The following is a 25,224-nucleotide window of genomic DNA, read 5'->3' as shown; positions in this document are numbered from 1 at the left end:
ATTTGAATCTGCAGGAACTGATTTACTTTCTTGCTAAAGAAACGAACAGGCCGGAGGAAATTCCTCCGGCCTGTTCGTTTTATCTTCGCTGTATCCTATCTTTCCGCCGCGGTTTTGTCCTCCGCGAACGGCTCAATCTTCCGCCCGCCATTTGATGGAACAGCCCATGGCGGGGTGTTGCACTTCCAAGGGCGGTTTGCCCGCCACGAGGCGATCCATGGCTTCCTTGAGTTCCTGGCGGGTGACCTTGGTCGGGTCTTCCCAGTTGTCGTCGATGCGACCGTGATAGACCAGTCGCCATTTACGATCAAACAGATAGGAGTCAGGCGTACATTGGGCCTTGAAGGCCCGGGCGATCGATTGGCCCTCATCCACCAGATAGGGGAAATCGATACCGAGTTCGCGAACCTTTTCGAGCATACGCTCGGGAGCGTCATCGGGATAATCGGGATGGATATTGGGATTGATCGCGACCGTGGCGATGCCGAACTCGCGGCCGTAGCGAGCCAACTCAATGAGCCGGGGCCATTGAGCAGCGGCGTAGGGGCAATGGTTGCAGGTGAAAACCACCAGCAATCCCATATCCCCGAAAAAATCATCGCTGTCATGGGCGCGGTCTTTGGCATCCTGCAGGGTGAAACGCTTCATCTTCCACCCCAGGGGCACATCGATCGATTTCACAAGACTCATGTTAAAAGCTCCTCCACGATTGGATGGGCGATTTCCGGATCACCCAAGATTGCTAACCATTCCGGATATATTAGCTTGGCGCGCGGGAATTTCAAGTATTACTAGCGATCTCGCCCGTCTCAGGCGGAAGGTCTGAAATCCTTGATCTGTAACTGCACGTCAAACCGCCCCTTCCATTCGTTGATGGATGGGGAAAAGAGCAGGTCCATCGGCCCGCTCAACTCCCCCTGGCGCGCGGCCATACCGAAGGCGATGCAGGGCAGACTGTAACCGTCCTGGCGGGCGACAAAGCGCAGATGATCGCTGCCGACCACCGCGGCCTGCTGAATACGCACGCCGCTTACAACAAAAGCCGGCTCGGGATTCCCCATGCCGAAGGGGGCAAGCCGCGCGAGTTCGCCGACCGTGGCCGAATCGAGTTCTTCGAGCAACAACTCGCCGTCGTGTCCAAGGTGGGGATGGAGACCCTCAGGGGTCAGAAGCTCTTGGGCGACCTCCTCGAAAGCGCGGGCAAACTCGGGCACCTCCGCTTCGGCAAGGGAGAGACCGGCGGCGTAGGCATGGCCGCCGAAACCGAGCAGGCGTTCGCGACAGCGCTCCAGGGCCTGATAGAGATGAAATCCCCGGATGGAACGGGCCGAACCTTTCCCCTGCCCACCATCGAGGGAGATCAGCACCGTCGGTCGGTGATAGCGCTCCACCAGGCGACTGGCGACGATGCCGATGACGCCGGGATGCCAGCGGGCATCGGCGAGGACGATGGAATGGGTGGCCGTCTCGCGGCCGGCCTCCAGAGTCGCCACCGCCTGCTCCAGTGTTTCTTTTTCGATCGCCTGTCGCTCCCGATTGAAACCATCGAGGAGTTGCGCCAGTTCCAAGCAAGCGGAAGCTTCCCGCCCGAGCAGCAGTTGCACTCCGAGAGCGGCATCCTCCAGCCGTCCGGCGGCGTTCAATCGCGGCGCCAGGCGGAAGCCGACCGTGCCGCAGGTCACCTTGTCGACGGCAGCGACCTGACGCAGGGCATGAATGCCCGGGCGGGGTTGCTTGTCGAGAAGTTGCAGACCGATCCGGGTCAGGAGACGGTTCAGGCCGGTGAGCGGTACCAGATCGGCGATGCTGCCGAGAGCCACCAGATCGAGGAGACGGCGCAGATCGGGTTCTTTGCTTTCGGCAAAAGCGCCGGCCTCGCGCAAAGCCTTGCGCAGGGCGACGAGCAGGAAAAAGGCGACACCGACGCCGGCGAGATCCTTGAAGGGAAAGGGGCAACCGGGCTGGTGGGGATTGATCAGGGCGTGGGCACGGGGCAGTTTTTCGGGAACCTGATGATGATCGGTGACGATGAGATCGAGACCCAACTCCCGGGCGCGTTCCGCTTCGGCAACGGCGGAGACGCCACAATCGACGGAGACCACCACCGCAACCCCCTCGGCCACGGCCGTTTCGAGGGCTTCGACGGAGAGGCCGTAACCATCCTTGAGGCGCAAAGGGATGTGGTAATCGACCTGCAGACCGAGTTGGGAAAAGCCTTCGGTCAGCAAGGCGGTGGCGGTGATGCCGTCGACGTCGTAATCGCCGTGAATGCGCACGCGCTCCTGTCGCCGCCAGGCCCGCAGAAGACGGGCCACCGCGCTCTCCATGCCGAGCAGCGTGAAGGGATCGGGCAAATCCGCCAGCTTGCCGTCGATGAAAAAACGTGCTTCATCCGGAGATGCGATCCCCCGGGCGAGGAGAATGCGCGCCGTCAAGGTGGTCAGGTCGAGGGCCCGGGCCAACTCCCCTTCCCGCTCGGCGACCGCTTCCGAGGAGCGCGGTACCCAATGACGTGTGCTTACCGGTTCCATGAAATCCCCACATTCGGCGGCGGCGCGTCCAGGCGCGGCTCTATCCGCACCCGCCCGAGATAACCGCTCATTTGCCCATCATAGAAGGGCACATCGCTCGATCCAAGGTGTTTCCCCGCCCAATAGTTACCGGGCATCATAACATCATTGGGGACCTCTTCGCCAAGAACAACGGCGTAGTCGGAACTCGCGATGATGCTGTTCCCCTCAATGCGGTAATCCTGAGGAAAGGCGGTAATGAAGAACGCCCGCTGGTTGTCGCGGATATCGTTACCGCGAATCGTCGGCGCCCCGAAATGAAAACGGATCGCCGTGCCGTTGTCGCGGAGCAGATTGTTTTCGATGCCCATGGCGCTGGAGTAGAAGCGGATACCCACCAGATTTTTCTCGAACAGGGACTGTTTGATGCTGACTCTCGCTTCCTGACTGTGCACAGCACTATCCGCCTGGGTGAAACGGCAAAAGGCAAAGCGCGCGCGGGAATCGGGCTCGAAGTTGATCCCCCCCCAACTGCCCGGCGCAGCGACCGGGTCGGCATGACGAAAGACAATGGGCGCGGTCGCCGTCCCCTCGGCAAGCAACTCACCACGGACGATCAACTCGCTCCCGACGAAATTGGGATGTTCCGTCCATCGATCCCGCCCGGGACCAGGGGGGAGGAAAAGAACTTCCGTACCGGGGGCGATGAGTAACCGCGAACCCTCGGCCAGGACCAGATCGCCGTCGATAACGACCCGTCCCCGCCAATGGATATCCCCCGACAGCTTGCCGGAGAGAGGCTTCCCGGGACCGAAGCAGGCCCCGAGAAGAAGCGCCAAAAGCATCAAGGCGGAGGCAATCGAAGCTCGGCTCAGGGCGGGCATCCTATCTCCTTGAAAAAAAGGCCGAAAGCGGTGCTTTCGGCCTGAGATTTTACTTGCCCTCCGGAAGGACCCGGAGCGATGCGGAGCCCCCCTGTCTATCGGGGAGGAGCCAGGGTCGAGGCGCCGCCCAAGGCTTGCAGTTCGCGGCGGATATTCTCGGAGCCGGGACCGCTCGGGTTGACCTGAAGATAGCGGGTCCAGACCTCGCGGGCGCGATTGGCGTCGTTCATGTCGTAACGGTAGACCACCCCAAGATTGAAGAGACTCTGGGCATGGGCGGGATTGAGCTCGTTGGCCTTGATGAAGTTTTCTTCGGCGCGATCGAACCAGCCCATATCGCGAAACATCACTCCCTGATCGGTGAGCACGTCGGGATCGTTGGGATCGAGTTCCAACGCCTTGTTATAGGCCTCGATCGCTTTGACCGGTTGACGACTGTCGAAGTAGGCATGTCCGAGCTGCACCCAGGCGCCGCGATTACTGGGATCCTCGGCCACCAACTTCTCTATCAACTGGATATTTTGTTGCAGATTGGCTGCGGTCTCCGCCGGCGCGCCGCCCTGGACCGGTGCCGAACTGCGTCCCCCCTTGCTGACCAGAACGCCGACCAGCACCCCGACGATCAGAGCGACGGCGATAAAAAAGAATGTCTCCTTTTTCATACCTTCCCCCCGGCCGTCGCAACTTTGCCGGCATCCTGACCACCCTTGCGGTTTTCCCAGAAGAGCAGCAGCGGGCTGGCGACAAAAATGGACGAATAGGTTCCGATCACAATCCCGACCAGCAACGCGAAGGCAAAGGTGTGAATCACCCCGCCGCCAAAAATGAAGAGCGCAGCGACGACCAGCAAGGTGGTCCCGGAGGTGAGGATGGTGCGGGAGAGGGTTTCGTTGATGGAGTGATTGATGACCGACGCCAACCCTTCCTTGGAATGCTTGCCCAGGTTCTCGCGAATCCGGTCATAAACGATGATGGTGTCGTTGAGGGAGTAACCGATGATCGCCAGAAAAGCGGCGATGACCGGCAGGTCGATTTCCATGTTGAAGAGGGAAAAAGCACCCAGGGTAATGAGAACGTCGTGCAGCAGGGCGATGACGGCACCGACGGCATAACGGAACTCAAAGCGCCAACTGACGTAGACGAGGATGCCGATCATGGCGTAAAGCACGGCCATCAGCCCCTTTTCACGGAGATCCTTGCCGACCTGGGGACCGACCATCTCGGCCCGGCGGATCTCCACGCTCCCGGCGCCGTACTTGCCTTCGAGGGCGGCGGCCATGGTATGGGACAATCCTTCCAGTTCAGCGCTGGTGTTCTGCGCGCGAATGAGAAACTCGTCCCCCTCTTCGCCGAAGCGCTGCACCGCAAAAGAGCCGAGATCCAAGTCGCTCAGCGCTTCGCGAATAGCGGTGGCATCGGTTGCCTCGGTAAACTTGATCTGCACCAGGGTGCCGCCGGCGAAGTCGATACCGTAATTGGGTCCACCCTTGAAAAGCAGGGAGGAGAGACCAACCAGGATGAGTACCAGAGAAAAGATAACCGCCATCTTCCTGCGGCCAACAAAATCAATATTGATATTGGGCTTGATAAGTTCCACGGAGATCTCCTTTTTATATGCTCAACCGCTTGATGTGCCGGTTACCGAGGAACAGGTCGAAAATCAACCGGGAAACGAAAATCGCCGTGAAGAGCGAGGAAACGATCCCCACCGAAAGAGTGACGGCAAAACCCTTGACCGGACCGGTACCGAACTGGAAGAGGACCAGGGCCGCGATCAGGGTCGTCACGTTGGCATCGATGATGGTCAGCATCGCCTTGGCGTAACCGGCATCGAGGGCGTTACGCACCGTCTTGCCGAGTCGAAGCTCCTCGCGGATCCGCTCGAATATCAAGACGTTGGCGTCGACCGCCATGCCGATGGTAAGGACGATGCCGGCAATACCGGGGAGGGTCAGGGTCGCCTTGAAAAGGGAGAGCATCGCCATGATGAAGACCAGATTGAGGATCAGCACCAGGTTGGCGACCAGCCCGGAAAGGCGGTAGTAAAAGGCCATGGCCAGCACCACCAGCAGGCCGCCGACAACGACGGAAACAATCCCCTGATTGATGGAATCACGCCCCAAGGAGGGTCCGACGGTGCGGTTTTCGAGGATTTTCACCGGCGCCGGTAGGGAACCGGCGCGCAGGACAATGGCCAGGTCGGTCGCTTCCTGCTCGTTGAAAGCGCCGCTGATCTGGGCGCTGCCGCCGGAAATGCGCTCACGAATGACCGGCGCCGAGTAGACGGTATCGTCGAGGACGATGGCCATGCGCTTGCCGACGTTGGCGGCGGTGATCTGATCGAAGCGCTTGGCGCCCACCGGGTTGAAGTCGATGCCGACGTAAGGCTCGTTGAAACGGGTGTCAATACGCACCTGGGCATCGGCGAGCAGATCGCCGGTCAAGGCGGTCTTCTCATAAACAACCAGAGGTGTTTCCGTGGCCTCGCCGGTCTGACGGTTGACGTTGCGTTCATAGAGGAGTTGAGTGCCGGGCGGGAGATTGCCCTTGACGGCGTCCTCGGGATTGGCATCTTCGGCGACCATCTTGAATTCGAGACGGGCGGTCTTGCCGAGCAGGGCGATGGCCCGTTCGGGATCCTTGATCCCCGGAAGCTGAATCAGGATGCGGTCGTTATTCTGCAGCTGCAGGGTCGGCTCGCTGACCCCGAACTGGTCGACACGGTTGCGCAGGGTTTCCAGGGCCTGGCGGATGGCGTAATCGCGGATATTGGCGATTTCCTGATCCCCCAGACGGTAATTTTTCTGGATGTACCCCCCCTCCTGAGAGAGGGTCATGGCCTCAAGGGTGGGGAAACTTTCCCCCATCAGGGCATCCACAGCCTTGCCCGACTCCTCGTCGTAGACGGTGACCGCCAGACGCTCGCCAGGAAGACGCTCGGCCCGCTTAAAAACCACATCTTTCTCGGCGAGCAAACTTTCGACCTGATCGAGGGTGCTGTCCAGGCGGCTTTCCACCGCCTTGTCCACATCGACCCCCAGCACCAGATGCATGCCGCCCTGCAGGTCGAGACCCAGATGAATGGGATCGAAAGACTTGGTCCACCAGCCGGGCAGGCTGCCGCCCCAGAAGGTCGGGGCCAAGGAAATGAACGACAGGAGGAGGCAGAGCAGAACCAGCCCCCCCCGTAACTTGAGGCTTCTGGCCATGGTAGAAATATTCTCCTTTGGTCCGTTGAACGAAACCGGCGGGCGCGCGATGGCGAACCCGCCGGAGCGAAGCGGGCCTCGCGGCCCCGGCCGGAACTACTGCTCCTGGCGGGTCGCCACGATGGAACTGCGGCTGATTTTGATCTTGACCCCAGCGGCGACCTCAACCATGACCACGGTATCCTGCAGAGCGGCCACTTTGCCGTGCAGGCCGCCGGCGGTCACGACCTGATCGCCGACCTTCAGGTTCTCAATGAGCTGCTTGTGCTGCTTGGCCCGTTTTTGCTGCGGACGGATCAACAGGAAATAGAAGATGGCGAACATCACCACCAGCATGAGAATGCCTTCGTATCCGGGGGCGCCCCCGGCCTGTCCGCCGGCGGGCGGAGCCATTGCGTATGCTTCAGAAATCATTGGTGAAACCTCCTTGTCATGAAATATCGTGAAAACCGCTAGAAGAAAAACCGTAAACCCGGCCGTCAGGTTTTACGGATCGATACGGCGGGCGGCGAGAAACTCCGCCCGAAACGTCTCGAATGTACCCGATTCAATGGCGTCGCGCATGCGCGCCATCAGCTGCTGATAGTAATGCAGATTGTGGTGCGTATTCAACATCGATGAGAGAATTTCATTGCTCTGGTAGAGATGACGCAAGTAGGCCCGGCTGTAATGACGGCAGACATAGCAGTCACAGTCCGGGTCGATAGGGCTCTCGTCATCGAGAAAGCGCGCCTGCTTGATGCTGATTTTGCCGAAGCTGGTGAAAAGGACGCCGTTGCGGGCGTTGCGGGTCGGCATCACGCAATCGAACATATCCACCCCGCGCCGTACCCCTTCCACCAGATTTTCCGGCGTCCCCACCCCCATAACATAACGGGGACAGTCCCGGGGCAACAGGGGCATGGTCCAATCCATCACCTCATACATCAGCTCCGCCGATTCGCCAACAGAGAGGCCGCCGACGGCGTAGCCTTCGAAACCGATAGCGAGCAGATCGGCGACACTCTGGGCGCGCAGGTCGCGGTGCATCCCCCCCTGCACAATGCCGAAGAGGGCGGCACCGTCCTCCGGTTGCCGCGCCTGCCGGCAGCGGGCGGCCCAGCGACTGGAGCGGGCGGTCGATTCGGCGACGTATTCCCGGGTAGCCGGATAGGGGATGCATTCATCGAAGGCCATGATGATATCCGAACCCAGGGCCTCCTGAATGGCGATAGACGACTCGGGGGTCAGGACATGGGCGGCACCATCCAGGTGGGACTGGAAGCGCACCCCTTGCTCATCGATCTTGCGCAGCTCGCCGAGACTGAAGACCTGAAAGCCGCCGCTGTCGGTGAGAATCGGGCGATCCCAGTTCATAAACCGATGCAGGCCGCCCAAGGCCCGGACCCGCTCGTGCCCAGGGCGCAAGAGCAGGTGGTAGGTATTGGCCAAAATGATTTGCGCCCCGATCTCCTTGAGGGTTTCGGGGTACATGGCCTTCACCGTCGCCTGGGTTCCCACCGGCATGAAGACCGGCGTTTCGACGACGCCGCGCCGGGTATGCAGGCGTCCGCGCCGGGCGCGGCCATCCTCATGCAACAGATCAAAAGAGAAAGAAGTCACTTCATACCGAATCGAAAGTATTGATAGTCAAACAAGCGAAAAAAGGTCGGTTTACAGTATCAACATACAGTCGCCGTAACTGAAAAAACGATACTCTTCCCGTACTGCCTGCCGATAAGCTTCAAGAACAAATTCCCGATCCGCGAAGGCGGAGACGAGCATGAGCAGGGTCGACTTCGGCAGATGAAAATTGGTGATCAGGGCATCGACAAGGCGAAAACGAAAACCGGGATAGATGAAGAGATCGCTGCTCCCCTCCCCCGCGCGCAAACGCCCCTGCCCGTCCACCGCGTGCTCCAGGGCGCGGGTGGTGGTGGTGCCGAGAGCGAAAACCCGGCGCCCTTCCTCCTTGGCGCGATTGACCGCCGCCGCGGTTTCCGTCGGCACCACATAAGGTTCATGATGCATCCGGTGTTCAAGGACATTCTCCACTCGTACCGGCAAAAAGGTGCCGAGGCCGACATGCAACGTCAGGGGATGAATCTCCACCCCGCGCCCGCGCAACTCATCAAGGGTGCGCTCGGTGAAGTGCAGACCGGCGGTAGGCGCGGCAACGGCACCGTCGGAGCGGGCAAAGACCGTCTGGTAGCGGGTACGGTCACTGGCATCGGCGTCACGACGGATGTAGGGGGGCAATGGAATCTGCCCTTCCCGTTCCAAAGCGGCGGTAAAATCCCCCGAACATTCAAAACGGATATGCCGGTACGGCTGCTCGCCGCCGGGGAGTACGGTTCCCTCAATGGCAACGCCAAGACGCAACCGGGTGCCGGGCCGGGGCGATTTGGAGGACTTGGTCAGACAGGCCCATTCCTCGCCGTCGGTAGCGAGGCGCCGGACCAGAAAGACTTCAATCCGCCCACCACTCTCCTTCTCTCCCAGCAATCGGGCGGGAATGACCCGGGTATCGTTGAGAACGAGCAGATCGCCAGGCCGGAAAAAGGCGCCCAGATCGCGAAAAGCGGTAGAGCGGATTTCCCGGTCATCTCGCCGCAGCACGAGAAGTCGGGCGTCCTCCCGCTCGGGCCGGGGATACTGGGCAATCAGGCTTTCGGGAAGCGCAAAATCAAAATCGTCAAGGAACATTAAAACCTACGTCGGAGGGTGCCGAACCGGGAGCCAATCAATCACAAAGCAGGGACAAAAGTCAATTCCTTTCGGCCCCCTAGCCACGAACCAGGTAGACCGTGAGGAGCCCAGCGAACATCAGGACAGCCCCCATCAGCCGTAGACTTTTATCTGGCAGGGAAAGCATCTGACGCAGGGCGTTTTTCATCCCCCCGGGAGAGAGGAACCAGGGGATCCCCTCAATGATCATCCAGACCCCCAAGAGGGATAAAAGAAATTCCATAGTCCACGACACCTTTTCCTGTGGGGTTTTGCGAAAACTGGCAGAATATTTGCAATTCATTATGGGTTTTCGCGGCCTCATCTTAAAGACTCGCCGCCCTTCCGTCAAGGCCGGCATGTGGCCCGCAGAAAAAAGCCGTTGCCGTCGCGACCTGCTCAGGGGTATGCTGTATTAATTGACTATCGCGCGTACCTCTCGACCCCTGGCAAGGCACCAATGGTGGGCTTTTCGCGGGGTTCGGACAAACGCGCTCCGTGATTTCACCGGGCGGGCCGAAGGGTCAACCGGACATTCAGGTATAAATGATTTCTCTCAAATCGAAATTTCTTATACTTTCCACCCTGATCGCCCTGATGGTGGTGTCCCTGAGCATGTGGCACCACCTGGCCGCGCATCGCGAGACCCTGAACCAGCTGGCGATGCAGCACAGCCGTATTCTCGGTGACACCATCCGCAACAGCGTCATTACCTTCATGCGCAGCGGCGAAAACGACCGGGTCGCGGAAATTCTCGAAGAGATTCAGACCGAACCCACCCTGGAATTCGTTCAGATTTTCGACGAGTCAGGACGCATCCTCCGTTCCGGACGGTCGGAAAGTGTCGGCGATCTGGTCCCCGCCGTCGACCTGATCGCCTACCGTTCGCAGCAGTTTTCCAGCCGCCACGAGCACAACGGTCAGATTTATCAGGCGCGCATCCTCCCCATTTACAACGAACCCGACTGTCACGCCTGCCATGACCAGAGCGAACGGGTTCTCGGTATCCTCAGCATCCATATCGCCATCGACGATCTGGCAAACATGCACAGCCAGCTTAATTTTCGGGCGATTGCCTCTTCTTTCCCGATGCTCCTCTTCCTGATCCTCGCCATCACCGGTTTTGTCATGTACTACGTGGAAAAACCCCTGCGCAGCCTGGTCGGGGCCATGAACCATCTGGAAAAGGGAGAGTTTGAACAGGCGACGGTCTCCCTCACGACCTCGAAGGAGATGGCGCAGCTCTCCGAAAAGTTCAATCGCATGGTCGAGCGGCTCAGAACCCAGATTCACGAGATGGTACGCCAGGAACGGGAAATCGCCGTCGGCAAGGAAAAGCTCGCGCATCAGGAGCAGATCGAGGCGATGAACACCACCCTGGAGGAACGCCTCAAGGAGATCGAATACCTCAACGCCTCCTTGGAACAGCGCATCGGTGAAATCGAAGAAGCCAACTACCGCATCGCCGACCTTGCCGGCGAACTGGAAAGCAAAAACACCACGTTGCAGCAAGCGGTCCACCGCCTGTCGGCCCTCTACAATATGGGCCTGGCGATCAACTCGACGATGAACCAGGGCAAGCTGTTCCAGTTGCTCATCGAGGCCACCGTCGACACCCTCAAGGCCAGCGCCGGCTACATTCTGCTCTTCGACCGGGAAACCCACGAACTGACCATCGGCGGCTCCTTCGGCCTGCCCTCGCCCCCCGCTTCCGGCATGCGCATCCCCCTGGAAAACGGCGGCGTCTCCCACTGGGTCATCGAGAACCGCAAGCCCCTCCTGATCCAGAATATCAACGATGCCGACCACTTCAACAAGGTCAGCCGCCTCGGCTTCACCCGCGAGACAGTGATCTGCGCCCCGCTCATGGTCAACGGCGAGCCGATCGGCACCATCACCATGGCCAACCGCCGTGACGGTTCCTCCTTCTACACCGAAGACCTGGAACTTCTCTCCACCATTGCCGGCCAGGCCAGCATCGCCATCAAGAATGCCCAACTCTACGAAGAGCAACAGACGACCTACCTGAATACGGTGCAGGCCCTGGTTTCCGCCATCGAAGCGAGCGACGCCTACACCCACGGCCATTCGGAACGGGTCACGCGTATCAGCCTCGCCCTCGCCCGCCGCCTAAGCCTTCCGCCGGAGCGGCTCAAACGCCTGGAACAAGCGGCGGTTCTACACGACATCGGCAAGATCGGCATCGACCGGGAACTGCTACACAAAAAAGGGGATCTGACCCATCAGAATGTCCAGGCCCTGCACCAGCATCCCCTTATCGGCGTGAAGATCCTGGAACCGATCCAGTTCCTCAAGGATGTGCGCAAAATCATCGCCCAACACCACGAACGCTACGACGGCAAGGGCTATCCCAACCATCTCAAAGGGGATGAAATTCTCATGGAAGCCCGGATTCTTGCCGTCGCCGACACCTTTGACGCGATGATTTCCGATCGCCCCTACCGGGAAGCGCTCTCCTTCGAGGAGGCCGTCGAAGAAATCCGCAGCTATACCGGTACCCAGTTTGACCCGATTGTCGCGGAGACCTTTTTGGAGATGATACAAAAAGGGGGTTTTCGACAGCATCTGCCGGGCAAAACTCTCAACCCCCATCCTGTCCATAACGAAAGCATTCCCCCGCTGGACGCTGGCGGATTAACGAATCGTTGATTCTCCGTCCGAAACCTGGGGTTCATCTGACCAAAGCGTTCTTTCCCCCTTGAGGAGTCCGAATGGGAGAATTCCCCCAGCGCAGTGCCTGGTCCCTGCGGCATAAAATTCTGCTCCCCTTCTTTATCATCCTGTTGCTGCTCGGCGGGGTGGCGACCTTCAGCTTCATCCTGCTGTTGAACCGGGCCATCCATGAAACCGTCGACGATCGGCTAAACTCCGGCCGCGACGTCATTTTCCGGGAAATCAAGAACCAGGAATTTCTCCTGCAGAACTACGCCGAACTGATCGGCTACGCCTATCGGCTTCCTCCTTCCGGCAGAGCCTCCCAGTCTTTTCCCCCGGAGCATGAAGAACTACTGGCAAGTCTGGCGCGCAGCGACATTCAGGCGGAATTCCTGCCAGTCGCCCGCTGGCAGGAACTTCCTGCCTCGGACCTGCGCGAACTGATCGATCACGCCATCCGCAGCGGCCGTCCCCGCTTTCGCTTCCTCAACTCGGCGCAAATGCCACCGACCCTGACCGTCGCCTGCCTCTTGCCCGAGGGGGCCCGGGACGGCCAAGTGCTGATTCTGCGCACAGCGATCAAGGCCTCCTTTTTAAGCGCCCATTCGATCGGTTTCGGCGCACGCACTTCGCTGATGAACCTTTCCGGGGGAATTCTCACCGCCAGCGATCCCGAGCACCTCCCTCCCAGCCTGTCCCCCGATCAGCTGGCGACGGTGATCGGCGGACAGACGCTGATCCGGGTCGGCAATTCCAGCAAATACCTTTACAGCGCCATTCCCCTCGGAACCTCGGAGTTGGTCCTCACCGTCATCGAAATCCCCATGAACAGTCTCGATGCCCTGGTTAACGATCTCACTCTGCAGGGGATCGCAACCCTGGCCTTCTTCGTCCTGATGGGGGGCCTCCTCTATTACGAATTGTTGCAGCGACAGATCATGGCGCCCGTCCAGTCCCTGCTGAAGGCGACCCAGGCCCTGAGCTGGGGCAATTTCGATTTCCGCATCGAAAAGCCCAAACAGGATGAGCTGGGGCAGGTCGCCCAATCCTTCAATCTCATGGCTGAAAAACTTCGCACCCTCTACGCCGACAGCCTGCGCCAGGAAAAAGAACTGGCCGCGGCCGAAGAAGAGTTGCGTTACCAGTCGCTGCTGACCGATAAAAACCGCCAGATCGAAGAGGCTAACGCCGAACTGACAGCGCACGTTAACGAGCTTTCGGCCCTTTTCAGCCTGATCCAAGACATGATCGGCTCCTTGGATCTCGACGTTCTCTTTGGCCGGGTGCTGCAGATCATCAAGGATGTCGTCCCCTGCGACGAACTATTGTTGCTGCTCTATCAGGACGAGGAACGGTTACAAATCAGCAAAACCCTCGGGCTCAATCCGGCGCGCAAGTATCGGGAACTGTTCGATGGGCGCAGCATCCTCATGGAGGAAATCAGCCATCGGCAGGAATGCTTGCATGTGCGCGACCTCGAAGAAGATCAGCGTTTTGAAGACTATCTGCGCGACTATCCCGAAACCCGATCCCTGCTTTGCGTGCCAATGATCCTCAAGGAGCAGATTCTCGGGGTCATCAACCTGCACAAGAAGGAAGTTGGTGGCTTCAGCGAACGGGAAATCCGACTGGTCCAGGCGATTACCGCCCAGGCCGCCATCGCTATCGAAAACGCCCGCCTTTACCAGCAGACGCGGGATCTTTCCAACACCGACAGCCTGACCCGGCTGGCCAACCGCCGTTTTTTCCAGGCCGCGCTGGATAAGGAATTCGCCCAGGCGCGCCGCTACGGTACGAACTTCAGCCTGATCATGATCGATATCGATCATTTCAAGCGCTACAACGACGCGCACGGACATTTACAGGGGGATAAGGTGTTGCGGGATGTGGCGCAGATTCTTCAGGATAACATTCGCGGGATCGATCTGGCGGCGCGTTTCGGCGGCGAGGAATTCATCATTCTCATGCCCAAGACGAACAAGGAAGGGGCCCGCGCTGCTGCCGAAAAACTGCGTCTGTGCGTCGCCGAACGGGAATTCATGGGCGCGGCCGAAAGCCAGCCCGAAGGCCACCTCACCCTCTCCCTCGGCATCGCCGAATTTCCCGAGGATGCCGACAGTCTGGAGACGTTGCAGGAACAGGCCGATCAGGCCCTCTACCAAGCCAAAAAAGAGGGGCGCAACCAGACGGTCGCCTGGAACTCGACCGCCCCACCCCTGCCCTATCTCAACGTCCCCCCCCTGAGCTGAGGACAAGAACCGATCAGCGCCGGAGTCGGCCGACTGGCCGCGCAGAAACCCGCCCTTCGAGCAGCACCCGACCATCCCTCTCCCGTCCCGCCAGGCGCAGTGCTTCGGCAACCAGGGCGCGCTGCTCCGGCAAATGCCAAAGAAGCAACGCCTTCTGCAGCTTCCTTTCCTTCTCCGTACGCGGCACATGCAACACTTCCCCGGTCAAGGGATCACGACCCGTGTGGTAGATGCAGGTCGAGAGCGTCCCAGGGGTCGGAGTGAATTCCTGGACCTGCTCAACCCGCAACCGCTGTTCGCGCAGAAAGAGGGCGACATCGACCATATCGGAGAGGGTGCAGCCGGGATGTCCGGCGATCAGATAGGGAACCACCGCCTGGCGCAGGCCGGCCGCAGCACTGTGTTCACGAAAACGCCGGAGGAAATCGATGAAAATGCCGGGACCGGGCTTGCGCATCACTCTCGTTACCGCCTCGCTGGTCGACTCGGGAGCGACTTTGAGCAATCCGCCGACATGACGGGTCAGCAGGGCATCGAAATAGTCGGGCTGGCGCTCCAGCAGGTCAAAACGTACCCCGGAAGCGACAAAGAGATGCTTGACCCGGTCGTGGCGGCGAGCTTGTTCGAGCAAGTGCACCGCCCGCCGGTCGCTGACGCGCAGATGTTTACAGGGTTTCGGGAAGAGGCAGCCGGAGCGACGGCAGAGCTTTCTGGCCTCTGCATCGCCGCAATCGAGGCCGTACATATTGGCGGTCGGCCCGCCGATGTCGGTGAGAGTACCGCGAAAGTCGGGATGGCCGGTCAAGGCATCGATCTCGGCGAGAATCGAGGCCTCGGAGCGGGATTGGATCAACTTGCCCTGATGGTGGGTGATCGCGCAGAAGGCACAGCCGCCGAAACAGCCACGATGGCTGGTGATGGAGAAACGGATCTGCTCGTAGGCGGGAATGGGCTCCCGGTAGGCGGGATGGGGCAACTTCTGAAAAGGGAGGGCGTAGATCCGATCAAGATCGGCTTCGCTCAGCGGCAACGCCGGGGGATTGACCACCAGGGTCCGGGTGCCGTGTTCCTGAAGTAAGGGGCAGGCGTTGTAAGGGTTTTGCTCCCCCTCGGCAAGGCGGTAGGCCTCCCCGAAGGCGGCGGGGTCGGCGGCGACCTGCTCGAAAGAAGGCAGCCGTACACCCTCCTCCGGTGGCTGCGAGGTCAGCCGGGCGCTGCCGCGAAGGTCGCTCATCGCCTTGAGCGCCTCGCCGCCGGCCGCCCGCCGCGCCACTTCCAGCAAGACAGTTTCAGCCATGCCGTAGAGAAGCAGATCGGCCTTGCTGTCGACCAGCACCGAACGGCGCACGGCGTCATCCCAGTAGTCATAATGGGCCAGTCGCCGCAGGCTTGCCTCGATACCGCCGATGAGGACCGGCAGCCCCTTGAAGGCGCCCTTGAGCGCTGCCGTGTAGGCGATGACCGCCCGGTTGGGACGGGCTCCAGCCCGCCCGCCTGGAGTGTAGGCGTCGTCCCGGCGGATCTTTTTCGCCGCCGTGTAATGGTTGACCATGGAATCCATGGCCCCGGCGGAGACCCCGGCAAAGAGCCGGGGACGGCCCATCCCCCGCAGAGCTTCCGGATCGCGCCAGTCAGGCTGGGCAAGAATCCCCACCCGGTAGCCTTCCGCTTCCAGCAACCGCGCTAAGAGTGCCACGCCGAAAGAGGGGTGATCGACATAGGCATCACCAGAAACCAAGAGCACATCGAGCTCGTCCCAGCCCCGGGCGGCCATTTCAGTGCGGGTCATCGGGATGAAGACCCCGTTCTTTACCTGGCGCTTCAGGACCCTAGATCCTTCATGAAAGGACTCCGAACCATTTACGGGTAGAGGGGGATGACATTCAGCCCCGCCGTTTCATCGAAGCCGAGCATCAGGTTCATGTTTTGCACCGCCTGTCCGGCCGCCCCCTTGACCAGGTTGTCGATGGCCGAGACGACGATCACCCGCTGGGTGCGAGGATCGACGACAACGCCGAGATCGCACTGGTTGCCGCCGCGTACGCAGGCGACATTGGGCAGGCTCCCCTTCGGCTGCACCCGGACAAAGGGTTCGTCACGATAAAAATCGGCAAATAGCTCGACCAGTCGGGCGGTATCCGATTTCTCTTTAAGATTGGCATAGCAGGTCGAAAGAATGCCGCGATTGACCGGGAGCAGATGCGGAGTGAAATTGACCATCACCGGCACCCCGGCGAGATCGCTCAGGGTCTGCTCGATCTCCGGGGTGTGTCGATGGTTGCCGACGCCATAGGCCTTGAACCCCTCGTTCACTTCGCAGAAAAGGCTGTCGACCTTGGCCGCACGCCCGGCACCACTGGCACCCGACTTGCTGTCGATTATCAGGCTGGCCGGATCGATCAGCCCCGCTTTCAGCAAAGGGGCCAGAGCCAGGGCAACGCTCGTCGGATAACAGCCGGGGTTGGCCACCAGACGGGCCGGGCGGACCTTCTCCCGGTAGAGTTCGGGCAGGCCGTAGACCGCCTCGGCCAGAAGCTCCGGACTGGTGTGGGGCTGATACCAGGCTTCGTAAAGGGCGGCATCCCGCAGCCGGTAATCGGCGGACAGATCGACCACCTTCTTCCCCGCCGCGAGCAGTCCGGGGACGAACTCCATAGCAGTCTTGTGCGGCAAGGCGGTAAAGACGAAATCGGCCTTGGCGGCGACGATCTCGACTTCCACCGGATCGCAGACCAGCTCGGTGCGACCGCGCAGGGAGGGGAAAACATCGGCGAAGAGCTCGCCGGCATTCTGCCGGGAGGTGACACAGGTGATTTCGACGTGCGGATGGTTAGCCAGCAAGCGGTAGAGTTCAACCCCCGTATAACCGCTGGCACCGACAATGGCGACCCGAATCATGGCAGGCTCCTTGAACAGGAAAAGGGAAACCCGAGGGTTTCCCTTTTCCGATGGGATTGGTCACATTCCCGCCGGGAATCGTACCCCGCAAGGAATCGCGACAATTAACGCTTGGAGAACTGGAAGCTGCGGCGAGCAGCGCGCTTGCCATACTTCTTCCGCTCTTTCACGCGGCTGTCACGGGTGATGAACCCGGCTTTTTTCAGCACCGCGCGCAGCTCCGGATCAATGTCAAGCAGGGCTTTGGTGATGCCGTGCTTGATAGCGCCGGCCTGTCCCGAAGGACCGCCGCCGCAGACGTTAACGGAAATATCGAATTTACCGACGTTGTCGGTCAACTCCAGCGGCTGACGGACAACCATCTTGGAGGTTTCCCGACCGAAAAACTCATCCAGGGAACGATTGTTCACCACGATGTCCCCGGCACCGGGCTTCATCCAGACCCGGGCGATGGAGGTTTTTCTTTTACCGGTCGCGTAGAATTTCTGCTCGGCCATTCTGTTCTATCTCCTCGTATCGATCCTAAATAACCAGTTCCTTGGGCTGCTGGGCGGCATGGGGATGCTCGACGCCGGCATAGACCTTCATCTTGCGGAACATCTGCCGCCCCAATTTGTTCTTGGGTAGCATCCCTTTGACCGCTTTTTTGATGAGATCTTCGGGCTTCTTTGCGACCAGCTTCTCGGCGGTGATCGAACGAATCCCCCCGGGATAGCCGCTGTGGCTGTAATAGACCTTGTCGGCCATCTTGGTGCCGGTCAGCTTGACCTTGTCGGCATTGACGACGACGACGAAATCGCCGGTATCAACGCTCGGGGTGTAAATGGCCTTGTGCTTGCCGCGCAGTACGCGGGCAATCTCGGTGGCCGCCCGACCCAGAACCTTGCCTTCCAGATCGACGACGAACCATGCTCTCTTGATATCTGATTCTTTGGCGACTTGCGTGCTCATGAAATTCCTCTCTATGCGTAAACTGTGAATTTGGGTAACGGGGACTCACAGAAGAGCTGAAAATAAAGAAGCCGGTGGCGAATGTCAAGGTTTATTTACGAAAAATCCCGCATTCATCCCCAAAGAAAAGGCGTCACTTCATGGGGTCTTCCCCGGTCTTGATCTGCGACAGCACTCGCGGCGGCAAAACCAGCACCAGGGGATCCTCTCGCACCCGGTCGTAGAAAGCACGCCAGAGGGCAGAAAGACGACCCATGCGCGTACTCCGGGACTTCAACGCCACCCACAGAGCGAGAAAAAAACTGACGAGCAGGTTGATCATCCCGATGAGCAGAACGAAGGCCAGGTTGAGCAGGAACGCCGCCGGGGAGAGTTCATCCCCGCTCATGACATAGCCGAGGTTGGCCGACGAAAAGGCGATATGACGGATATCCAGCGGTAAACTGAGCAGACTTCCGACATAGCCGGTCACCCCGAGAAGCAGGCCGAAGATGAAGTTGCCGGCCAGGGCCCCGTAATTGTCATGCACATAGTCGGCCAGCCGCCCCTGTCGCTCGGGGGAAAGCAAGGCCGTCAACAGGGGATTGCGCCGCAGACGGCGGCGCACATCGAGGTAGGCGGCGCGGTTGTCGTAAAACCCCGCGACCAGACCGGAAAAAAAGAGCCAGACCCCGGCGATGGCGGCATGGAACAATGCCAGACTCAAAAGGGGATGCAAGACATGCAGCTGATAGACCACCGCCTCCTCCGCCAGCAGGGACCTTCCGGTGAGATGACGATAAAGCCCGCCAACCAGAAGCGCCACGGCCACGGCGACGGAGACGTTGCCGACAACGGCGGCGAACTGGGAACGGCACACCTGTATCAGCAGGGCCGCCAATTTCTTCTGGTTGGCCCGTCCCTGCTCCTCCCGCTCCACCGCACCGGCGAAACAGGCGGCGGTCATGGCCGGCTGCTTGGTCGCCACGGTAAAATGCAGCATGTGGATGAAGACAAAACCGAGGCCGTAATTGAGACTGACGAGAAAGGTTTCAGCCACCGGCTTCAGCGGCAGCTCGACGATCCACAGCTTGAGCAGGGCCATCAGCGCGATGAGCACTCCCGCCCCTGCCGCAGAACGGAGCATGGCCAGATATTCGCGGCCGTCGCGGGTAATGTAATGTTCCCCGTGGTTGCTGGCGCTTTCGGTGATGTTGCGGGCCAACAGCCGCACATTGCGCTGCCAGAGCAGGCGCGGGCTGTGACGTTCGGAACTGGCCTGCACCAGGCGCTTGAAAAGGCGCCCTCGGGCCGCGCCGCCGACGGCGGGGTCGAGGGAAAGCACGTCGAGCAGATCCTCGATGCGAGTGAAAGTCTGATCCAGCCGTTCGAGGAGATGGGCCAGGGAGATGGTTGTCCCCCGGGTCAGGATTTTTTTGCGGAAACGGGCGAGCTGCTCGCGACATTGGTCGAGCAGCACCCGGGCGTGACTGTCGTCGCTTTCGGGAAGATCGGGCTGATTAAGCCGGGCGCGCGCCTGCTCAACATAGAGGGCGATTTCCCGTTGTAGCGCGACAAAAGCCGAATCACTTTGCGAGAGCTCGGGATCGAGACGCATCAACTCCGGTTCGAGCTCTTCGGCGGCACCCCAGATGGAGAGCATCTCCATGGCGTACAGGGCGGCCTCAATGGGGGTCAACGCCGGATCGGGACGCCCCGGCAGAACCAGGGCGCGGCGTACCGCCAGAAAGAGCCGGCTCCAGGATTCATCCGAGACGGAAGCGACCCAACGGGGGTCCGTTTCCTGATGAAAGACCAAGGGGAGAATATCCCGCAGATAGTTATGCGCCGGTGGAGTGGGACTGATATGTTCGTGACAGCGCTCGGCGAATTCCCGCACGAATCCCCGCCGGGAAAAAACCCCGAGGCCAGCGAAGGCATTGAAAAACTGCGTCTTCCCCAGCCAGTGCCGGAGGCCGTCGAGAACCGGCGGCGGCAGGAGATCAGACGACTCCAGGGCGATTGTCAGATAATTCATGCGCCCTTCGGCCCACCCCTTGTTCTCCGGAGTCTTGGGGCGCAGCCAATCGACGACCATGACCAGGGTTTCGAGGGCATCACCACTGCGGTTGCCGGCCAGGCGGTGCAACAGCCCCTGAAAATCCTCTTCGGCAACGGTGGTCGTGGGCAAAGTCTCGGACAAAGGTGAACTCCCGGGGATTCTCAGCGACAGGCAGGGATAGGGGGGTATTGTAAAGAGCTTGCCGGGCAAAGGCCAAGCATTAAATATTCACGACGCCAGGGACCTGTTTCGCCGGGCGGAAATCCCTTCCGCCTGCCGTCGCACTCTGCTATAGTTTCCGGGCAGTCACTACCGCCGTGGATAATCCGAGGAGAAATCATGTCCATCCCCCCCCGCAAAATCCTTCTGGCCACCGATTTCAGCGCCCGCAGCGACCGGGCCGAGGCCCGCGCCCTGGCCTTGGCTCATCAATACGATTGTAAATTACTGGTTGTGCATGTCCTCGAGCGGCAACCCAAGACACGCCTGGCTCGGCGCACCCGTTTCTCCCCTCAGTCCCGGCCCGACAACCGCCTTATCGAAAGCGCCAAACGGCAGCTTCTCAATGCCCTGGTGCAAGGCGGAAACCGGGTCGCCGTGCGCATCGAAGAAGGGCATCCCTCGAAGACGGTTTTACGCATCGCCCGGGAAGAGGGCTGCGATCTCATCGTCACCGGCGTCGCCCGCAACGAAATGCTCGGGCGCTTCACCCTCGGCGAAACCGTGGACGAACTCATGCGCGGCTCCCTGATCCCCCTGCTCATCGTCACCGACCGGGTCCACGGCCCCTACAACAACATCGTCGTCGCCGCGGACTATTCCGACGCCTCGCGCCAGGCGCTGGAAGCCGCCGCCGCCTTTTTCCCCGACCGGACCCTGCGCCTTCTCCACGCCCACGGCGCCCCCGGCTCCTACGCGGTAGAGGATGTGGAAAGCTATCGCGAGCAGATGCGCCTGGCAGCGCGGCGGGAATATCTGGCCTTTCTTGATACCGTCAACCTCCCCGCGGAGCAGCGCGCGCGTTTCGACGTGCTGATCGAGGGGGGCAATCTGACCGAACTGCTGCAAGAACTGGTCGAAAGCTCCTCCATCGACCTGGTCGTTCTCGGTTCCCGGGTACGGGGCCTCTTGCCCGAGGCCTTCGTCGGCAGCGTCGCCAAGCGCGTCGTTTCCGCCCTCCCCTGCGACGCCCTGGTAATTCGCGGCCACAAGGCCTGATCCCCTACATGGAAAATATGGATTTTCTTTATCTCGTCGTTCCCCTTCTCCTCCTCGGCGTGGTGCTTGCGGCGGTGTGGCTCGATCGCTGGAGCGTCCCGGTGATTTTGGTCGCTCTCGGCGTCGGGATTGCCGCTGGAAGCGATGTCCTCGGCATCTGGCACTTCGACAATGTTGAAGCGGCCAACAACCTGGCGAATGCCGCTCTGGTATTCATCCTCTTTCATGGCGGGCTCGCGACCAAACGAACCGACTTCAAGGCGGTTGCGCTGCCGGCTGGAGGGATGGCGACCTGGGGCGTCATCCTGACCGCCGCGACGACCTTCGCCTTTCTCCACTTTGTGCTGGGGTGGGAGACGGCGATGTCCCTGCTGCTCGCCGTGCTTATCTCCTCAACCGATGCGGCGGCGACCTTTTCGATCCTGCGCCGCCAGTCGCTACCCTCCAAACTGTCGTCGACCATCGAGATCGAAAGCGCGGCGAACGACCCTATGGCCATCCTTCTGACCCTCGTCGTCGTGGAGGGATTGTCCACCGGTTCAAGCGGCGGCTTGCTGATCGTGCCGTTATTCCTGTGGAAGTTCCTGGCAGGACCGCTGATCGGCTGGTTAATGGCACGCGGCGCGCTGGCGATCTTCAACCGATTGAATCCACAAGAGCGCGGCTATTACTACGTCCTCTTGCTCGCGGTCGTTCTCCTGACCTACGGCGTCTCCGAGCTTGCTCAGGCGAGCGGCATGCTCGCGGCATTCACTGCCGGCTTCGTCATGGGAAACCAGCATTTCATCTACAAACAGGGCATTCGCAATTTTTCGGCCGCTTTGTCGATGATTGCCAACATTGGCGTATTCGTGATGATGGGCCTCCTGGTCTTTCCCAGACAATGGTCGACGTTGTGGATCAACGGGATTATCCTGTTTTTGGTGCTGACATTCATCGCCCGACCCGCCGCCGTGTGGCTCGGCACCATCGGCATGAAGATCGGGATCCGAGAGCGTCACTTCATGTGCTGGGCCGGCCTGCGCGGCGCGGTTCCCATCGTCCTGGCGACCTATCCCATGGCCGCCGGCCTTCCCATCGGCGAAGAAGTGTTCAATCTCGTCTTCTTCGCCGTCCTGCTCTCGATTTCCATGCAAGGGTCGACCCTCGGCGTTCTGGCCCGCCGCCTCGGCCTGTCGGAACCGGCGCGGCCGCAGCCGCGTTACGGCCTCGAACTGGTGGCGATGGCCCATAGCGACCTCGATCTCTTCGTCATCGACCTGCCCGGTCCGCAAGGCCGGCCGGGGCAACGGATTCGCGACCTGGCTCTCCCGCCCCGCGCCTTGATTACCCTGATCACCCGGGGCCGCGAGGTCGTCGCTCCGACCGGCCACACCCGCCTGCTCGGCTGGGATCAGGTGACCGTTCTGGCGCGCGCCGACGATGAAGAATCGGTCCGCGCGGCCCTGCTGCAACCCTTTGAACGGCCGATCGATCCCGACGAGCCCACCTCCCGGATCCTCGATGTCGAACCGATCCTGTCGCCGCGAGCGGAAGATGATGCCGCCGCCGGGCCCAAAAAAGCGATTCTGATCGGCCACGGCCGCGTCGGTGCCGTACTGGCCGGTTTCCTGCGCCGGCGCCAGCTGCCGTTCATCGTCATCGAGCAGGATTTGACAACCGTTGAAAGGCTGCGCCGCGCGGGAGTGCCGGTGATTCACGGCGAAGGCGGCAAGCCGGCTTTACTTGAAAGCGCGGGGATCGCCGACGCACGGCTTCTGCTCATTACCTCGGCGGAGCCTATTACCGTGCGCCGCGCCGTCGAGTACGCACGTCAGGTGAACCCGGCGATCGAGATCGTCATCCGCGTCCACCAACCCGCCGAGTTCAATCAGCTCTGCGCCTTTCCCCAGACGCAATGCATCTACGGCGAGATGGAGATCGCCTACGCGATGGCTCGCCTCATGTTGCTCGCCTCGGGCGTCAGCGTCATCGAAACCGAAGCGATCCTGATGGACGCCCGCCGCGATCAGAGCGGACTGAGCATCCCCCGCACCCGCATTACCGAAATCCATGTACCAACAACTTCACCGGCGCTAGGCAAAAAACTTTCCGAGTTGGGGCTGCCGCGGGGAACGCTGTTGATCACCATCTCCCGCAACGATGAGTTCGTCGTCCCGAACGGCCAGACGGAAATCCTCGCCGATGACGCCCTGCTGGTGCTGGCGGACACGGAAGCGGCCCGTCGGATCGAGCAGCTGATTCTCCCGGCGCCGGCCGATGCCTCATGAGCGAACTTGGCCGTGGCGAGGGGAGAGCGTTCCGCCCCCCTCGCTTGCTTGACATTCGGCCTGGTCAATTTACCCTTGAAGTAGATTTTTCCTTTTAATCCGTCATTGCGAGCGGCCGCGATGAACAATCTCCTCCAACTGTTGTTGATTGAAGATTCGGCGGACGACACCGAGCTTATCCTGCGGGAGCTCCGCAAAAACGGTTTCGCGGTCGCCGCGACCCGCGTCGACACCGTCGAGGAGCTCCGGCGGGCCCTGCCGCGAGGGGGCTGGGATGTGATTCTTTCCGACTATTCCCTTCCCGCTTTCGACGGTCTGCAAGCCCTGGAAATTCTCACCGAAAGCGGCCTGGATATCCCCTTCATCATCATTTCCGGAGCCATCGGCGAAGAGACGGCGGTGCGACTGATGCGGGCCGGGGCCAAGGATTACGTATACAAAGAAAACCTAACTCGCTTGGCTCCGGTCCTGCGCCGCGAATTGACCGAGGCCGCCGTCCGTCGCGAAAGAATCGCCGCCGAGACGGCCCTGAGTGAATCCCGACGCCAGGAAGAGGCCGCCCGAAGCAAGATCGAGCATATCATCCGCTCGGTGCCGGACGGATTGATCGTTTGCGACGAGGAACAGCGGGTGGTGCTGATCAATCCCGGGGCCGAAAGCCTTCTTGGTCTGTCCTCGGAAACGGCGATCCAGCGTCAGGTCGCTCAGGTCATCCGCGAGAAAAGTCTGCTCGACCAGATTCTCCAAGCCCGCATCGCTATCGAGGACCCCGTAAAAACCCATTTGGAACTGTCCCGTCGGGACGGCCGGTCGCCCTTGGTCATCGAGGCCCGGACCTCGCGGATGAAGGACGCGCGGGGAGAACCGAGCGGATCGGTGACGGTTCTGCGCGACGTCACTTACGAACGGGAACTGGAGCGACTGAAGAGCGAATTCATCTCCACCGCCGCCCACGAGTTGAATACCCCCCTCACCAGCATCATCGGCTACCTCGAACTGCTCCTCCAGCACGACCTGATGCAGGTCACCGAACCGGAACAACAACGGGAATTCCTGGAAATCGCCCATGCCAAAAGTCGTCAACTGGCGGCAATCGTCGATGAACTTCTCGATCTCGGGCGCATGGAATCCGGTCAGGGGATGACCATTCATCGCGATTTCCACATGCTGGAGCCGCTGTTCGAAGACGTGATGAAACGCCTCCGGCAACAGGCTCCGAACCATTTTTTCGAGCTATCCCTGCCGGACGATCCCACGATCCGCTGGTATCTCGATCCGCTGAAAATTTCCAAAGTTCTGGAAAACCTGCTGGAAAATTCCGTCAAATTCTCCCCCGCGGGAAGCACGATTCGGCTGGTAGCGGATGTCGACGGCGAAAATTTCCACTGTTCCGTTGCCGACGAGGGAGTCGGTATCGCGGCGGACAAAATCGGAAAAGTCTTCGATAAATTCTATCGGATCGATGCCTCGAACACGGCCAAGGGCGGCCTGGGACTCGGACTGAGCATCGTCAAACAGATCGTCGAGGCTCACGGCGGCAAGATCCGGCTGGAAAGCACCCCCGGCAAGGAAACCCGGATCGCCTTCACCCTGCCGCGGCAGGCCTGACCAC

At 60.5% G+C, this 25,224-nt stretch carries 20 protein-coding genes; 5 read left to right on the top strand and 15 right to left on the bottom strand.

Annotation, left to right across the window (positions count from 1 at the left end; genetic code table 11):
* Positions 1–132 precede the first annotated feature (132 nt).
* The 10 genes from BQ4888_RS00650 to BQ4888_RS00605 all read right to left on the bottom strand — a co-directional run bounded on the left by BQ4888_RS00650 (position 133) and on the right by BQ4888_RS00605 (position 9,553).
* On the bottom strand, positions 133–690 hold the full coding sequence (locus BQ4888_RS00650) for a thioredoxin family protein (protein WP_092052366.1): 558 nt from the start codon (positions 688–690) through the stop codon (positions 133–135).
* Positions 691–809: 119 nt separating this feature from the next.
* Positions 810–2,531, bottom strand: a complete 1,722-nt coding sequence (gene recJ, locus BQ4888_RS00645) for a single-stranded-DNA-specific exonuclease RecJ (RefSeq protein ID WP_092052364.1) — start codon at positions 2,529–2,531, stop codon at positions 810–812.
* The gene (locus BQ4888_RS00640; RefSeq protein ID WP_092052361.1) at positions 2,519–3,394 is read right to left on the bottom strand and encodes a right-handed parallel beta-helix repeat-containing protein; all 876 of its coding nucleotides are present in this window, start codon (positions 3,392–3,394) and stop codon (positions 2,519–2,521) included. Before BQ4888_RS00640 ends, recJ begins: the two co-directional genes overlap by 13 nt.
* Positions 3,395–3,489: 95 nt before the next feature.
* A complete protein-coding gene (locus BQ4888_RS00635) occupies positions 3,490–4,056 on the bottom strand; it encodes a tetratricopeptide repeat protein (RefSeq protein WP_092052358.1) in 567 nt (188 codons plus the stop codon).
* Positions 4,053–4,991, bottom strand: coding sequence for a protein translocase subunit SecF (secF, locus tag BQ4888_RS00630; protein WP_092052357.1), 939 nt, complete (start codon positions 4,989–4,991; stop codon positions 4,053–4,055). The genes BQ4888_RS00635 and secF overlap by 4 nt, the downstream gene beginning before the upstream one ends.
* A gap of 13 nt (positions 4,992–5,004) precedes the next feature.
* Positions 5,005–6,603, bottom strand: coding sequence for a protein translocase subunit SecD (gene secD, locus BQ4888_RS00625; protein ID WP_092052354.1), 1,599 nt, complete (start codon positions 6,601–6,603; stop codon positions 5,005–5,007).
* 96 nt (positions 6,604–6,699) lie between these two features.
* Entirely contained in the window at positions 6,700–7,017 is a 318-nt protein-coding gene (gene yajC / locus BQ4888_RS00620; RefSeq protein ID WP_092052352.1) for a preprotein translocase subunit YajC, read from the bottom strand.
* 72 nt (positions 7,018–7,089) lie between these two features.
* On the bottom strand, positions 7,090–8,205 hold the full coding sequence (tgt, locus tag BQ4888_RS00615) for a tRNA guanosine(34) transglycosylase Tgt (RefSeq protein WP_092052349.1): 1,116 nt from the start codon (positions 8,203–8,205) through the stop codon (positions 7,090–7,092).
* Between the two features lie 51 nt (positions 8,206–8,256).
* Positions 8,257–9,288: a tRNA preQ1(34) S-adenosylmethionine ribosyltransferase-isomerase QueA gene (gene queA, locus BQ4888_RS00610; RefSeq protein ID WP_092052347.1), complete on the bottom strand. Its 1,032-nt coding sequence runs from the start codon at positions 9,286–9,288 to the stop codon at positions 8,257–8,259.
* A 79-nt stretch (positions 9,289–9,367) separates the two neighbouring features.
* Entirely contained in the window at positions 9,368–9,553 is a 186-nt protein-coding gene (locus BQ4888_RS00605; protein WP_092052344.1) for a DUF2065 domain-containing protein, read from the bottom strand.
* Positions 9,554–9,855: 302 nt separating this feature from the next.
* Between BQ4888_RS00605 and BQ4888_RS00600 the strand changes: the two genes are divergently transcribed.
* Both BQ4888_RS00600 and BQ4888_RS00595 read left to right on the top strand, forming a co-directional pair.
* Positions 9,856–11,979: an HD domain-containing phosphohydrolase gene (locus tag BQ4888_RS00600; RefSeq protein WP_092052341.1), complete on the top strand. Its 2,124-nt coding sequence runs from the start codon at positions 9,856–9,858 to the stop codon at positions 11,977–11,979.
* 62 nt (positions 11,980–12,041) lie between these two features.
* Complete coding sequence (locus BQ4888_RS00595; RefSeq protein ID WP_092052339.1) at positions 12,042–14,234, top strand: diguanylate cyclase; 2,193 nt, start codon at positions 12,042–12,044, stop codon at positions 14,232–14,234.
* 13 nt (positions 14,235–14,247) lie between these two features.
* On the opposite strand, the gene BQ4888_RS00590 is transcribed toward BQ4888_RS00595, so the two are convergent.
* The 5 genes from BQ4888_RS00590 to BQ4888_RS00570 form a co-directional block, all read right to left on the bottom strand.
* The gene (locus tag BQ4888_RS00590) at positions 14,248–16,023 is read right to left on the bottom strand and encodes a YgiQ family radical SAM protein (protein ID WP_092052337.1); all 1,776 of its coding nucleotides are present in this window, start codon (positions 16,021–16,023) and stop codon (positions 14,248–14,250) included.
* A 71-nt stretch (positions 16,024–16,094) separates the two neighbouring features.
* On the bottom strand, positions 16,095–17,132 hold the full coding sequence (argC, locus tag BQ4888_RS00585) for an N-acetyl-gamma-glutamyl-phosphate reductase (RefSeq protein ID WP_092052335.1): 1,038 nt from the start codon (positions 17,130–17,132) through the stop codon (positions 16,095–16,097).
* Positions 17,133–17,236: 104 nt separating this feature from the next.
* Complete coding sequence (gene rpsI, locus BQ4888_RS00580) at positions 17,237–17,629, bottom strand: 30S ribosomal protein S9 (protein WP_092052332.1); 393 nt, start codon at positions 17,627–17,629, stop codon at positions 17,237–17,239.
* Between the two features lie 25 nt (positions 17,630–17,654).
* Positions 17,655–18,083, bottom strand: coding sequence for a 50S ribosomal protein L13 (gene rplM, locus BQ4888_RS00575; protein ID WP_092052331.1), 429 nt, complete (start codon positions 18,081–18,083; stop codon positions 17,655–17,657).
* A 133-nt stretch (positions 18,084–18,216) separates the two neighbouring features.
* The gene (locus BQ4888_RS00570; protein ID WP_420841940.1) at positions 18,217–20,211 is read right to left on the bottom strand and encodes a site-specific recombinase; all 1,995 of its coding nucleotides are present in this window, start codon (positions 20,209–20,211) and stop codon (positions 18,217–18,219) included.
* A gap of 252 nt (positions 20,212–20,463) precedes the next feature.
* Here BQ4888_RS00570 and BQ4888_RS00565 point away from each other — a divergent pair, with 252 nt between their 5' ends.
* The 3 genes from BQ4888_RS00565 (at position 20,464) to BQ4888_RS00555 (ending at position 25,220) form a co-directional block, all read left to right on the top strand.
* On the top strand, positions 20,464–21,342 hold the full coding sequence (locus BQ4888_RS00565) for a universal stress protein (RefSeq protein ID WP_092052328.1): 879 nt from the start codon (positions 20,464–20,466) through the stop codon (positions 21,340–21,342).
* Between the two features lie 8 nt (positions 21,343–21,350).
* Positions 21,351–23,612, top strand: a complete 2,262-nt coding sequence (locus BQ4888_RS00560; RefSeq protein WP_092052327.1) for a potassium/proton antiporter — start codon at positions 21,351–21,353, stop codon at positions 23,610–23,612.
* Between the two features lie 120 nt (positions 23,613–23,732).
* On the top strand, positions 23,733–25,220 hold the full coding sequence (locus tag BQ4888_RS00555; protein WP_092052324.1) for an ATP-binding response regulator: 1,488 nt from the start codon (positions 23,733–23,735) through the stop codon (positions 25,218–25,220).
* Positions 25,221–25,224: the final 4 nt, after the last annotated feature.

Origin of the sequence: Desulfuromonas acetexigens (assembly GCF_900111775.1) — a bacterium.
GTDB lineage: Bacteria > Desulfobacterota > Desulfuromonadia > Desulfuromonadales > Trichloromonadaceae > Trichloromonas > Trichloromonas acetexigens.
This window is presented reverse-complemented; position numbering and strand designations above follow the sequence as displayed.